A 12333-nucleotide genomic window follows, 5' to 3' on the forward strand; every position below is an offset into this window, starting at 1 on the left:
TTGTCTAGTTTTTTTGCATGGTTTCTAAAATCTTTTCACATGTACCCACAGGTGCTTTTGAATTTAGTTTTTCAAAAGCCTTGTTAAAGGAATCTAATAAAATGTTCGTGCTTGAATCCATGCTATTTGTTTTGTCTGTTTTGCCTATGTAGTGATAACCCATTTTATTTAGATGGATTAAGGCTGGAATTTGAACCCGGTTCTGTTCATTAAATTCGGATTTTGGCAAAGATCACCCCTGTATTCTCATTCTATCTGATTTTTACACACCAAATATGAATCAAAAACGTTAATCCAAAAGCAACATCAATCCTCCATTATAACATAGTTTAAACGAGTAACCTCAAAGCAAGAGTGGGCAATAAATGGCACAAAAGGTTCTAAAGAGTGGATTGAACAATACAGCAAAGAAGTAGATGCCTACAACGAACGCCACAAATCCAAATGGAGCAGAAAGCGCAGACAAGAATATTTGCGTGCGCGTTTTGGCACACCCCCTGGGAACACTGTCTATTGGTGGGACGATGCTTGGTGGTGTGATGGGGAGTATTTGTGTGGGGATTAAGTGCCATTTACCCCCTATTCACTCTCTTTGTTTAGAATTGCGAGCAATTATCACCTCTAGTTACAGAGTGCTCGTTGGTTGTGTGTCCCTAGTTTTTCTCTAGGTCCACAGACCCGCCCGAAGGCCGCTAGAAAGACCATCGCCGCCCTTTATGGGGTGTGGCTGATTTGGTGCGGGGTGTCACTTTGAGAACGCGCGTTAAACCTTCAAAAACACGGCTAGCTAAGATGTGGTGACCGCTACTACCTTTTCTCACTTTCCCACTTGCTAACGAAACCCATAGATAGAAATGTAGAAAGAAAACTTGAATGAAAGACTTGCTCTAAGGATTTGTTTTGTTTTCTCAAGCTTTGCAATTGCTTACAATCGCTTCCAACCTCAAATCCTAGTTTTTTGAAAAGCTCCCAACCTCTAAACCTGCACTCTATAACCATTTCAAAGCACTTTAATCGCCATCTTGCCCCATCACCTTCACGCCACCCATCTAAACAATTTAAGATATATTAAATCCAATTTCAAATAATACTCAATATATTTAATACTATTTTAAATATTGTTTATTTGAATTTATCATAATATGCAATATTGTTTATTGATATTTAACACAACTTATAATATTGTTTATTTATATTTAACACAATTATAAATAAAAATCATTTGATTAATCAAAATCTTAAACATTTTTTAATGGATTAAATATTATTCTAATTGAATATCATGCTAATTCAAGACTTCGCACTTTACACTAATCTAGTCAGTGGTGTCAGCGATGTCAGTGGTATGTCTACGCCCATTCTATGCCCATCAACCGCTAACACCAAAAACAAACCAAAAACCAAAAACAAAGGTTCTCATGATTTTCTCCATTATCAACAAAAAAGGTGGGGTGGGTAAGACCGCCTTTAGTTTCTCCATTGCTAAAGATTTAGATTTGTTCTTGCAAAGCAACGACTCTTCCATCATTGAGAGCATTTACCCTGATAAAGCTAAAATCAGCACCCGCCTTTCTTTAATCAACAATTGTGTCTATGACTTTGGAGGCTTTATCCAAAGTGGGGTTTTAGAGATTGCTAAAGCCAGTCAAGCCATCCTCATCCCCTGCACTCCCTTTACAACTCCCTACTAAAGACCATTGAAACCATCCAAGAGTTACAAGTTTTAAAAGTGCCCTTAATGGTGCTCGTCACCGATTATCAAAGCCTAGAAGAGCAAGAACAAACAAGTTCTACCTTACAATCTAACTTCACAGATTTAAACTTTTTCTTTTTTAAACACTCTAAGATTATAGAAAACTCTATGCGTAAGGGATTGAGCTTTAAAGAGTTGTCTTTGCAAACCCCACTCTCTAGAATCCAATACAAGACTTTCATGACAGAATACCAACGCCTTTTAGACACTTTAACAAAAGGAGTAAACAATGAATGAAAACAAAAACACCCCCAAATCTATCCAAGATGCTTTGAAAAACACCCACAACCCCCAAGCAAACACTTTCAGTGCTAAAGACAAAGCCAAACCAGGTAGAAAACCTTTGCCCGCTCATTTAAAACAAAACCACATCGTTACCTTTTACTTATCCCAAGAGGAATACAACACCATTGACTTTATGATAGTTAGGCAGTTTTAAATCTATTTTTTTATTGAGATGGCAGAAATCTCTAAAGTCCAACCTATGCTTTCTAAAATCAGATTTTGCAAATGGTTCTGTTTGATGATGACCACAATAGACCCTAGTGTCAAATTGGATAACAAGTAAGAATTGTAGGCTTTTACATCGGTCCTTTGTATATAAGCCACATGCTCTCGAATGAGTCTGTCCCGGCTCACACGCTTGTTGATCTTCTCTATCTCTCTGCTTAGGTAAGGCGCATCTACAATCCAAGCTGGACTACCAACCACTAACTGCATGCAAAAATCCACAATGTTTCTTAGATAAATCTCTGCCTGGGCGATCTTTGGAGTGAGTCTAGCATTGAACTCTAAACTAGCGTTGTGTTTGGCAATGTCATTTCCATAGGATATAAGCCGCTCTAAAGATATGAGATTTCTCACATCGCTTTTAAAAGCTTGCACTTGTGCGTAATAGACTTCTATGTTTATGTTGTCTTTCATAACTGGCAAGAGTATCCAAGTTTTATTTCAACACAAAATTTCATGTAAATTATCCAAGTGTGCTTGCAAACTCCCATTGTAAGAATCTAAATACTTTTGCCAGAAGAGTTCTTGCGAGCGTCGCCCATGGAGTACTTTTTCTTCAATAAAACTTTGGATTACTTTCACCCCCTCACCAAATTCTTTAACACATAGCGTTTGACAAAGAAGCCCACACTATCAGCCTCCTTGTCAGCTAGAGCTTTTAGGGTGTTGTATTCCTCTTGGGATAAGTAAAAGGTAACGATGTGGTTTTGTTTTAAATGAGCGGGCAAAGGTTTTCTACCTGGTTTGGCTTTGTCTTTAGCACTGAAAGTGTTTGCTTGGGGGTTGTGGGTGTTTTTCAAAGCATCTTGGATAGATTTGGGGGTGTTTTTGTTTTCATTCATTGTTTACTCCTTTTGTTAAAGTGTCTAAAAGGCGTTGGTATTCTGTCATGAAAGTCTTGTATTGGATTCTAGAGAGTGGGGTTTGCAAAGACAACTCTTTAAAGCTCAATCCCTTACGCATAGAGTTTTCTATAATCTTAGAGTGTTTAAAAAAGAAAAAGTTTAAATCTGTGAAGTTAGATTGTAAGGTAGAACTTGTTTGTTCTTGCTCTTCTAGGCTTTGATAATCGGTGACGAGCACCATTAAGGGCACTTTTAAAACTTGTAACTCTTGGATGGTTTCAATGGTCTTTAGTAGGGAGTTGTAAATATAACCTAGAGAAAAAGCGGTTTAAGAGCTACTGCAAAATCAAGATAGATCAAGATCAAGATAAATCCAAGAAAGAACAACAAGAGCAAATTAACATGTTATAATTTATGATCAAAAGAAGCACAAAATGAGAGTGGTCCGTGCCTAATTACAGAGAGAGCGATGCTCTTTATACTGAGAACCTTGGTGTAAAAATTCTAGAAAAATTGGGCATTGTAGCCATCAAAAATAACACAAAAGATATTCATGCCGTAGATTTAATCACGGAAATTAACCATATACGTATAGATGTCCAATATTCGCAAGACTTTAAACGGTGGGGAGATCTAAGACTAGATTTTGTGTCAGCTTATTTAAGATGGAAACAGCAAAAAAGATCGTGTTAGCGCAGATATTTTTGAAAATTTCGAGATTGCACATACCAAAACAATAAAATAAAGTTGGCAAACACTTCCAAGAAAATTACCTAGATGCATTGATTGTTCTTTTTTATAATGAAAAATTAAGCCTTGATAAAGATCCAGACCATATCTTGTTAATCACAAAAGAAAAATTATTAGAATATCTCCATAAGAATCTAGATGCATGTCTAAAAAAGTCAAACTTAACGATAAAACTAATTTGGGCGATACACATGGCTCAGCCTTTCTACCTATTAAAGTTTCGAGTTTAGTTAAGGATACTGCTTGTTTTTTTGGAACTATTGAAAATCTCCAAAAACAAACAAAAGAAATTAAAATCTATCTAGGATGTTGCGCTTAGAATACGCTTTTGGCAATCTGTACACATTCTTCATTCGCATCAAATCCTAGGTACTTCCGTTTTAGTGATTTTGCAACCAATAAATGTGCTCCACTCCCACAACAAGGGTCAAAAATCAAATCACCCACGTTACTATTGTCTAAGATTAAATCGACTAATAGTTGATGATTTTTTCTGTTGGGTGAAATTTCGTACTGCCATTAGGATATTTGAAAACTGTATTTTTACAATGGGCATTGAAAGTTCTAGCCCCTCGCTTTTTAAACCAAATAGCCATTTCTACTCCACTTAAATACACAAATTGACCATTCATAGGACATGGATTCGACTTCTCCCAAACAATGGGTCTTGTTGTCCCTTTTTTTGGAAGCAAAAAAGTTATAGATATTACTAAATTGTTCTTTACCACAAAAAATCACTAAACTATTCGAATTAATGCGGTAAAGCTCTTTTGTAAACAAGTGCAAATCAAATGTCGTCTGATCAGCATGTTGTTTATCAAGATTACGTAACCCATGACTTTTACGATTTACAGCGGCATAAGGAATATCCGTTAAGATAAATGGAATTGATTGACTTTCTATGTATTGCATACCCAATAAACAATCCACATGATAGATTTGATTCATCTGTAACTTATAGCCATTAAGATCTTCACATTGTTGCTCATGGTTTTCAAATGGTCCTAAGGTTTCGTTTTGTAAACTGCCATCCATTGGGTTCGCCTTTGTTGTTTTGGTTTGCAATTTCTCAGACTGCAACTGCAAGGCTGACCTATCAACTCTTACAAAAACTTAAAACTCTCAAAGAGTCTTCAAATTAAGAGTAGTAAGGTTATTATTATAATATCCAATTTAAGGCGCGCTTATGAAACTTGTTTGCATTGTTGCTACTCAAGTGCCGCAGGGCTTAAAACTTTTTGATTAAACCTTTTATACTTAGCAACAAAATTTTCTCTTAGTCTCACAGAGCAAATTCCACCCGATAAAGGCGTTAAGCCGTACCCCGTGTGGGATTATTGCGTAAATTTGCCACTCAAATGATGTGGGGGCTTGAAGACATTATAGAGTGATAGACTTATGTTAAGTTGATATTCTTTTAGTTTTGTTAAGTGTGAGGTGTGGTTTTGCCTAGCGTGTGTTTAAAATTTTACCGCTGTTTTTACCGCTATTGCCACACATAAAAAGTGGATTAGCTACAGTGGTTGGGTCATATGTGTGAGTGCATAGAATACAAGATGCCCACTGCTAAAGTGGCGGAGTAAATCTACTTTTTGCCTTTGTGTTTGGTTAGTTTATGTTGAGTTTAAAATACTCCAGGATTGTCTTATATGTTTGACACACTCCCCCTAGCTAAAGCTAGGGGGAGTGTGGAATCATCAAGGTTTGCCCACTAGGCATGTTTTACAGCCTTGACTCCAAGAGCAAGCCCGCTCTCTATGAACATCAATGCTTACATTGAAGTCTCTATCCAAAGAAAAGCCACAAGAGAGATAATTTTGGCGGGCACCATAGGCCCGCTCTCTATCTTTTAGGCTCAAATCCTCTTTAAGTGCTCCACAGCTAGAACAAGTTTTAGAGCTGGGAACAAAAGCAACGCTTTTGATGAGACCTATAACCACTTGGGTTTTTCTCTCTAGAGGATAGCCCTTGCATTATAACAGTCCTCGCAGTTTGGCATTAGACGCGCAACCCTTCGGCTTGCGCACCCCCAAAGTTTAACCATACCCTTCAAGTTCAAGTCTTCAATGAAAATAGTGGCGTATTGTCTGGCTAGACTATTGGCAAGCTTGTAGAAAAAGTCTGTTCTCAGGTTTTTGATTTTTCTGTGCAATCTAGCAAGCCTTCATCTAGCTTTCAAGCGGTGATTCTGAGCCTCTTTTCTTTTTAGAGATTTAGAACAAGATTTCATCAAAGGCAAATATTTAGAGAAAAATAAAGGTAAGGGGATTTGTGCGCCATGAGAGCAGGTGAGAAATGTTTTTAACCCAGCAAGCCCCACGCTGTTAGTGCCTGCAGGTTTAGGGGAAAACGCTTGGCGTTTTTCTCCACACACCAGGCACAAGTTAAATCTAGGAGGTCTGCCTTGTTTTTAAAAAAATCTTTGATAAGCCTTGTCTATCCTCTCTACTAACTCCTGCAAGGTTTGAGAACCCAAAGTTTAAAAAAGCAAAGTGTGTTGTTTTCATTGAGTTTGGTGATGTGCTTTGCAGAGTGTAGAGATTTAAGTGTTTCTTGTAGAGCCTTCATATCTCTTATGCCAAGCCATACCATGGTTGTAGCAAATGCCATAAAAGCGTAGAAGCTTGCTGATGTGCTTGTGCTTGCTTGCATGGTAGAGTTTCTGCTTGTAGGCGATTAACATCGTCTTTCCACTTGTTTTCAAAGGCGCACCCCCCTATAGAAGAAATCAAACAAGAGTTTGTCCATGGTGTGGGTAGTCTTGTTCTCAAATGCACAAAACTTGCCTTAAAAGCCGACTGCTTCTGCCTTTAGCTGTTCTAATAAACTTCATCACTCCAAAATGAGCGCAGCGGAGTTTCTATGGTCCTTATCTGTTTCCATTTCTAAAATCTCCACCTCTAATTCTTGTGCCACTTCTAAAACAATTTGTTTCAATCTTATCTCTACCTGATTTACAAGAACTTTTCTCTTGTATTTAGGACACCACACAGCATGGTATTTGCAAGTATAGACAAGATTGTTGTTGCTCTTGTATTCTTGTATTTGATAGTTTGCATGCAGTGTATGATTTATATAGAATTAATGATATGATTTATACAGAATTATCTTAGCTGACACTTTAAGATGATTGTCTTTTGTTATGCTCTCAAGAGCATGCGTGGTAACGATCCAAATACCCGCCCGCATGCACCTCTATAGAGAAGAACGCCGCCACAACAGAGGCGAGCCACATGAGCCAAAAGCGGTTATCTAAAACAACTTTACCCACCATGCCCTCTCTAGGGGTTTTAAGCAAACGCCCCAAAGGACATGAGTTTTTGGTAGCGTAGGGTTAAAAAGTCGCTCTGTTGGATGAGGGGAAGTTGTTGCAAGAAGTAGTCTTTAATGGATTGGCTGGCTTGGAGTTTGTCGCGGTGCGCGCCCCTTTCAGGCTCTAAAATGATGTCGTCTATCAAATTGGCCTTTTTGAGATCAAAGGGGGTGATTTTCATGGCCTTGACCGCGACTTCAATTTTGCTCGGATCGTTCCACAAAATCGCCGCACAGCCCTCGGGCGAAATCACGCTAAAAACCGCATATTCTAGCATGGCCAACTTATCTGCCACCGCAATGGCTAACGCCCCCCCACTGCCCCCCTCGCCGATGATGATGGAAATAGTGGGGACTTTCAAGGCGGCAAACTCTTGCAAATTTTTGGCGATCGCCTCGCTCTGTCCCCGCTCTTCTGCTCCAAGCCCGGGGTAAGCCCCCGCCGTGTCCACGAGCATTAGAAGCGGTAAGTTAAATTTTTCGGCAAACTTAGCACTCTTTAGGGCCTTGCGGTACCCTTCTGGGTTTGGCATGCCAAAATTGCGCATGATTTTATTTTTGGTCCCCCGCCCCTTTTCTTCAGCGATCACCACAACCGGCATGCCCTCAATCTTGCCCACAAAGCACACAATGGCTTTATCGTCCTTAAAGTGGCGGTCGCCAAAGAGTTCGTACTTGTCGGTTAAAATCAGCTCAATGTAGTCCATCGCATAGGGGCGGTCGGGGTGGCGGGCAAGCTGCAGGCGTTGGTGGTCGGTGAGATTGGAGTAAACGGCATTGGTTTCCTTAGCTAGGCGTTTTTCCAAAATCTCTTTTGCATCCAAATCCCCTCGAATGACCGCCATTTCGATGTCCTCTTGCAACCCCCTAATGCGGTTCTCAAAATCTAAATAGACAGCCACTGCAATCTCTAAACTACAAGGCTTTGAAGATCACCACGCCGTTGGTCCCGCCAAACCCAAAGGAATTGCTCATCACCGCCTCCAACTTGGCTTGCCTTGCCTCGTTGGGGATGTAGTCTAAATCGCAATTAGGGTCAGGAGTTTCTTGGTTGATTGTGGGGGGCAGTGTGCCCTCTTGCATTGCCATGATAGACACCACCGCCTCAATCGCCCCCGCTGCACCCAAACAATGCCCGATCTGCCCTTTAGTAGAACTCACGGGAGGGACATTGTCCTTACCGCCAAAGACATTCTTTAGGGCAATAGTTTCGTAAAGGTCGTTGTAGCCCGTACTCGTGCCATGCGCATTGATATAGTCCACTTTTGCCCCCACCTTGCTGGCCATATTTAAGGCTTGTTTCATGGCGCGGTAAGCCCCCTCGCCATTGGGAGCGGGTGCGGTGATGTGGCTGGCATCTCCACTTTCGCCATAGCCCACAAGTTCGGCATAAATGGGCGCACCTCGGCTTTTTGCACTCTCATATTCCTCTAAGACTAAAGCCCCCGCCCCCTCGCCCATCACAAAGCCGTTACGCTCTTTATCAAAGGGTCTAGACGCTTTTAAAGGTTCATCATTGCGGTTAGAAAGTGCGCGGATGGACGCAAAGCCCCCGATACCCACGGGGCAAATCGTGGATTCTGCACCCACGACCAGCATGCGATCTGCCCCCTCCAAAACGATCGTCTTGTAGGCCTCGATGATCGCGTGCGTGCCGGCGGCACAGGCCGTAACGCTGGAGAGATTGGGACCTTTAATGCCGTATTCAATCGACACAAAGCCTCCGATCATGTTCACCAAAGCTGAAGTGATGAAGAAGGGGTTCACCTTGCGTGGGCCCTTATCAAAGCAATAAATGGAGTTGGCCTCAATGTTGCCAAGCCCCCCGATGCCTGAAGCCGAGCTAATGCCCATGCGCTCCGCCCACTCGGGCGGGCATTTGCCCTCTTGCAAAATTTGGCTTTCTAAAATCGCCTCTTTAGCCGCTAAAAGGGCGAGCTGGATAAAACGCCCGGCTTTTTTAACATCCTTTAAATTCATCACCAAAGCAGGGTCAAAGTCGGTGATCTCTGCAGCGATTCGCACGGGAAAGCCGGTGGTGTCAAAGCTGGTGATCTCTTTCACCCCGCACTTGCCCTTAACAATGGCACTAAAAGCATCTTTTTTGTTCAGTCCTAGGGCATTGACCATCCCCATGCCCGTTACCACAACCCTATGCAAAAGAACTCCTCACCTACAAGGATCAAGGATTAAGCGAGTTTATTGTCTTGAATGAAGCGGAGCGCATCACCCACGGTTTTGATCTTTTCAGCTTGCTCATCGGGGATCTCGATCCCGAATTTTTCCTCAAGAGCCATGATGAGCTCCACCACATCAAGCGAATCGGCGTTTAAATCCTTAATGAAATCCGCCTCTTCGGTCACCTGCGATGCACTCACATTCAACTGCTCCACAATCACCGCCTGTACATCTTCAAATAAAGCCATAAAGTCTCCTAGTTTATTTAAAATTTTAAGAACAATCCCGAGATTCTAGCTGCAAAACGCTTTAAGAACCCTAAAACAAAAGCCTACTTGCGCTCCAAAATGTCGGCAATGCGGTACAAAAAGTAAACAATCGCCAACAACAAAACAATCACCAAAAAATGCATCTTCTCTCCTCTATTGAACTTGCGCCCTACATATACAAGCCGCCATTGACCTTCAAAACCTCGCCCGTGGTGTAACTGGCTAAATCGCTTAACAAAAACGCCACGGCCCCGGCGACCTCTTTAGGCTGGCCTAGTCTAGCTAGGGGAATATTTTTTAAATACGCCTCTTTCACACTCTCCTCTAAGTGCGTCATGTCCGTGTCGATGAAACCGGGGGTGATGGCGTTAAAGCGAATGCCGCGCAGTGCCCCCTCGTAGGCAAAGGACTTGGTCATAGACAAAACACCCCCCTTGCTGGCGGCGTAGTTGGCTTGCCCCATATTGCCCCTTTCGGCGATCACAGAGGAAATGTTCACCACGCTGCCAAAGCGTTGCTTGCCCATTACCTTTAAGGCTTCTCTGCACCCGATGAAGACAGATTTAAGATTGGTGTCTAAAACCTGCATGAATTCTTCGGTTTTCATACGCAAAGCGAGTTTGTCTAACACAATGCCCGCGTTGTTGACCAAATAGCTTAAACCTCCATCGGCATCCACGATCGTGCCAATCCCCTCAACGAAGGCCTTTTCATCGGTGACATCAAACTTCACCAACGCCGCCTTGCCGCCCATGCCCTCGATCTCAGCTTTCAAGCTGTCGGCACTTTCGGGGTTGGAGCGGTAGTTGATCCACACCTTTAAACGCCCCCCCTCTTTGTGGCTGTAGTTAGCCAACAACAGCGCAATGGCGCGTCCGATCCCCCGAGTCGCCCCTGTGATCAAGACATTTTGTCCGCTAAACTCCATTGAAAAACCTTATAGCTTGGACTCGTAGCGTCTAAGCATATACAAGCGTTTGAGGATTTTCTTTTTGGCGTTGATTTTTTGTTTCTTGCGTTTTTCGGTTTTAGACTCAAAAAAGCGCCTTGCACGGCACTCAGTCACCACTAAATTGCGATCTGTCTGTTTTTTAAAACGCCGATAAGCCTCGTCAAAACTATCTGTCTCGCGCACTTTGATCCCGGGCATGCCATCACCTACTTTCTTGTGTAAATATCCGCACATATTAACAAATTTTTGTAAATTTAACCTAAAATCACGAAAACTCTGCTATAATAAAGCTTTTTGGGTGCTCATAGCTCAGCTGAATAGAGCAACAGGTTGCGGTCCTGTAGGTCGGGGGTTTGAATCCCTCTGAGCACACCACCTCCTAAAAATCCCCCTTTCAACTTAATATCCTTGTTCGATCATCGCTTGAGCGACTTTCCTAAAACCAGCAATGTTTGCGCCTAAAACTAAGTTTGTAGGGTCTTTAAACTCGGCAGCAGTTTGGGAGCTGTTGGTGAAAATGTCTTGCATGATGGTGTGTAGTTTTTGATCCACCACCTCAAAACTCCAAGTGTGCAGACTCGCATTCTGCGCCATTTCTAAGCCACTCACAGCCACGCCGCCCGCATTTGCAGCCTTGCTAGGCCCGTAGCAAATTTTTGCCTTTAAAAAGGCTTGCACTGCTTCAGCAGTTGAGGGCATGTTGGCCCCCTCAGCCACGCACTTACAGCCATTTTGCAGCAAGGTTTTAGCGTCCAGCTCGCTAAGCTCGTTTTGCGTGGCGCTTGGAAACGCCGCAAAACAAGGCACGCTCCACACCCCATTTGTGCCGGCTTTGTAGTCCTTCGTGGGGGTGTAGATGGCACTTTTTTTATTCTTGGCATAGTCTTCAATGCGCCCCTGACGCACCTCTTTGATTTCTTTCAAGAGCTCTAAATTGATCCCCTCTTTGTCGTAGATCATGCCTTTAGAGTCACTGGCTGTTACAGGGATCGCCCCCACTTGCCATAATTTTTCAATGGTGTAGATCGCCACATTGCCGCTACCAGAAACAGAACATACCTTGCCCTCTAGCCCCTCTTTGCGCGCCTCTAGCATCTCTTGGGCAAAGTACACGGCCCCATAACCCGTAGCCTCTTTACGCACTAGGCTGCCCCCCCAGTCTAAATTTTTGCCCGTGAGCGCGCCCTCAAAGCCATCTACAAGCTTTTTGTAGCGCCCAAAGAGATAGCCAATTTCTTTAGTCCCCACACCAATATCGCCTGCCGGTACGTCTTTTAACGCCCCAATATAGCGGTGCAATTCGTCCATATACGCCTGACAAAAGCGCATGATTTCCGCCTCACTCTTGCCCTTGGGGTCAAAGTCGCTCCCCCCCTTTGCCCCACCAATATTTAGTGTGGTGAGCGCATTTTTAAAAATTTGCTCGAACCCCAAAAACTTGATGATGCTGGCATTGGCACTGGGATGAAACCTTAAGCCCCCTTTGTAAGGACCTAGGGCGTTGTTGAATTGAATCCGCCATCCCCGATTGACTTGCACCTTGCCCTTGTCATCCGCCCACACGACCTTGAAAAAAACCTGCCTATCTGGCTCCACTAAGCGTTCTAAAATGGCGTATTTTTCATACTTAGGTTCTTTTCTGAGCAAAGGATTTAAAGCGTGCAGCATTTCGGCGACCGCTTGTCTAAACTCCACTTGCTGGGGGTAGGCATTCTCCACATGTTTTAAAATCCGATCCGCATACATATTAAGAACTCCCTTCAA

At 42.7% G+C, this 12333-nt stretch carries 18 protein-coding genes, 1 tRNA gene and 2 pseudogenes; 4 read left to right on the plus strand and 17 right to left on the minus strand.

Annotated features, from left to right (window positions below):
• Positions 1 to 4: 4 nt before the first annotated feature.
• On the minus strand, positions 5 to 229 hold the full coding sequence (locus QUE23_RS05075) for a type I restriction endonuclease (protein WP_286348033.1): 225 nt from the start codon (positions 227 to 229) through the stop codon (positions 5 to 7).
• Positions 230 to 1418: 1189 nt separating this feature from the next.
• Here QUE23_RS05075 and QUE23_RS05080 point away from each other — a divergent pair.
• Both QUE23_RS05080 and QUE23_RS05085 read left to right on the plus strand, forming a co-directional pair.
• Positions 1419 to 1990 (plus strand): annotated as a pseudogene (locus QUE23_RS05080) (P-loop NTPase family protein).
• Entirely contained in the window at positions 1983 to 2192 is a 210-nt protein-coding gene (locus tag QUE23_RS05085; RefSeq protein ID WP_286348034.1) for a hypothetical protein, read from the plus strand. The pseudogene QUE23_RS05080 and the gene QUE23_RS05085 overlap by 8 nt, the downstream one beginning before the upstream one ends.
• A gap of 2 nt (positions 2193 to 2194) precedes the next feature.
• On the opposite strand, the gene QUE23_RS05090 is transcribed toward QUE23_RS05085, so the two are convergent.
• The 3 genes from QUE23_RS05090 to QUE23_RS05100 all read right to left on the minus strand — a co-directional run bounded on the left by QUE23_RS05090 (position 2195) and on the right by QUE23_RS05100 (position 3349).
• On the minus strand, positions 2195 to 2677 hold the full coding sequence (locus QUE23_RS05090) for a hypothetical protein (RefSeq protein WP_286348035.1): 483 nt from the start codon (positions 2675 to 2677) through the stop codon (positions 2195 to 2197).
• A gap of 164 nt (positions 2678 to 2841) precedes the next feature.
• On the minus strand, positions 2842 to 3105 hold the full coding sequence (locus QUE23_RS05095; protein WP_434801970.1) for a ribbon-helix-helix domain-containing protein: 264 nt from the start codon (positions 3103 to 3105) through the stop codon (positions 2842 to 2844).
• Positions 3098 to 3349, minus strand: coding sequence for a hypothetical protein (locus QUE23_RS05100; RefSeq protein WP_286348036.1), 252 nt, complete (start codon positions 3347 to 3349; stop codon positions 3098 to 3100). Before QUE23_RS05100 ends, QUE23_RS05095 begins: the two co-directional genes overlap by 8 nt.
• A gap of 651 nt (positions 3350 to 4000) precedes the next feature.
• On the opposite strand from QUE23_RS05100, the gene QUE23_RS05105 reads away from it, so the two are divergent.
• Entirely contained in the window at positions 4001 to 4177 is a 177-nt protein-coding gene (locus QUE23_RS05105) for a hypothetical protein (protein ID WP_286348037.1), read from the plus strand.
• Here the strand turns inward: QUE23_RS05105 and QUE23_RS09970 are convergent.
• The 12 genes and pseudogenes from QUE23_RS09970 to rpsU form a co-directional block, all read right to left on the minus strand.
• Complete coding sequence (locus QUE23_RS09970) at positions 4174 to 4305, minus strand: DNA methyltransferase (protein WP_353622214.1); 132 nt, start codon at positions 4303 to 4305, stop codon at positions 4174 to 4176. The two genes, QUE23_RS05105 and QUE23_RS09970, sit on opposite strands and share 4 nt — an antisense overlap.
• 132 nt (positions 4306 to 4437) lie before the next feature.
• The gene (locus tag QUE23_RS05110) at positions 4438 to 4893 is read right to left on the minus strand and encodes a hypothetical protein (RefSeq protein WP_286348038.1); all 456 of its coding nucleotides are present in this window, start codon (positions 4891 to 4893) and stop codon (positions 4438 to 4440) included.
• 662 nt (positions 4894 to 5555) lie between these two features.
• Positions 5556 to 5798 carry a zinc ribbon domain-containing protein gene (locus tag QUE23_RS09975; protein ID WP_353622215.1) on the minus strand — a complete coding sequence of 81 codons (243 nt, stop codon included), beginning with the start codon at positions 5796 to 5798 and terminating at the stop codon, positions 5556 to 5558.
• Positions 5799 to 5812: 14 nt separating this feature from the next.
• Complete coding sequence (locus QUE23_RS09980; protein ID WP_286349220.1) at positions 5813 to 6010, minus strand: transposase; 198 nt, start codon at positions 6008 to 6010, stop codon at positions 5813 to 5815.
• A 390-nt stretch (positions 6011 to 6400) separates the two neighbouring features.
• Positions 6401 to 6562, minus strand: coding sequence for a hypothetical protein (locus QUE23_RS10185; protein ID WP_434801972.1), 162 nt, complete (start codon positions 6560 to 6562; stop codon positions 6401 to 6403).
• 6 nt (positions 6563 to 6568) lie between these two features.
• A pseudogene (gene tnpA, locus QUE23_RS05120) lies at positions 6569 to 6903 on the minus strand (IS200/IS605 family transposase); the annotation flags it as partial.
• Between the two features lie 103 nt (positions 6904 to 7006).
• The gene (locus QUE23_RS05125) at positions 7007 to 7129 is read right to left on the minus strand and encodes a hypothetical protein (RefSeq protein WP_286348039.1); all 123 of its coding nucleotides are present in this window, start codon (positions 7127 to 7129) and stop codon (positions 7007 to 7009) included.
• A 19-nt stretch (positions 7130 to 7148) separates the two neighbouring features.
• Positions 7149 to 8072 carry an acetyl-CoA carboxylase carboxyl transferase subunit alpha gene (accA, locus tag QUE23_RS05130; RefSeq protein WP_286348040.1) on the minus strand — a complete coding sequence of 308 codons (924 nt, stop codon included), beginning with the start codon at positions 8070 to 8072 and terminating at the stop codon, positions 7149 to 7151.
• A 13-nt stretch (positions 8073 to 8085) separates the two neighbouring features.
• The gene (locus QUE23_RS05135) at positions 8086 to 9300 is read right to left on the minus strand and encodes a beta-ketoacyl-ACP synthase II (protein ID WP_286349419.1); all 1215 of its coding nucleotides are present in this window, start codon (positions 9298 to 9300) and stop codon (positions 8086 to 8088) included.
• A 59-nt stretch (positions 9301 to 9359) separates the two neighbouring features.
• Positions 9360 to 9596, minus strand: a complete 237-nt coding sequence (gene acpP / locus QUE23_RS05140; RefSeq protein ID WP_015106458.1) for an acyl carrier protein — start codon at positions 9594 to 9596, stop codon at positions 9360 to 9362.
• A 190-nt stretch (positions 9597 to 9786) separates the two neighbouring features.
• Positions 9787 to 10545: a 3-oxoacyl-ACP reductase FabG gene (gene fabG / locus QUE23_RS05145; protein ID WP_286348041.1), complete on the minus strand. Its 759-nt coding sequence runs from the start codon at positions 10543 to 10545 to the stop codon at positions 9787 to 9789.
• 9 nt (positions 10546 to 10554) lie between these two features.
• Positions 10555 to 10767, minus strand: a complete 213-nt coding sequence (rpsU, locus tag QUE23_RS05150; protein ID WP_053825483.1) for a 30S ribosomal protein S21 — start codon at positions 10765 to 10767, stop codon at positions 10555 to 10557.
• A 100-nt stretch (positions 10768 to 10867) separates the two neighbouring features.
• On the opposite strand from rpsU, the gene QUE23_RS05155 reads away from it, so the two are divergent.
• A tRNA-Arg gene (locus QUE23_RS05155) sits at positions 10868 to 10944 on the plus strand.
• Between the two features lie 24 nt (positions 10945 to 10968).
• On the opposite strand, the gene gdhA is transcribed toward QUE23_RS05155, so the two are convergent.
• Positions 10969 to 12315, minus strand: coding sequence for an NADP-specific glutamate dehydrogenase (gene gdhA / locus QUE23_RS05160; RefSeq protein ID WP_286348042.1), 1347 nt, complete (start codon positions 12313 to 12315; stop codon positions 10969 to 10971).
• Positions 12316 to 12333: the final 18 nt, after the last annotated feature.

Source organism: Helicobacter felistomachi, assembly GCF_030296895.1.
Lineage (GTDB): Bacteria > Campylobacterota > Campylobacteria > Campylobacterales > Helicobacteraceae > Helicobacter > Helicobacter felistomachi.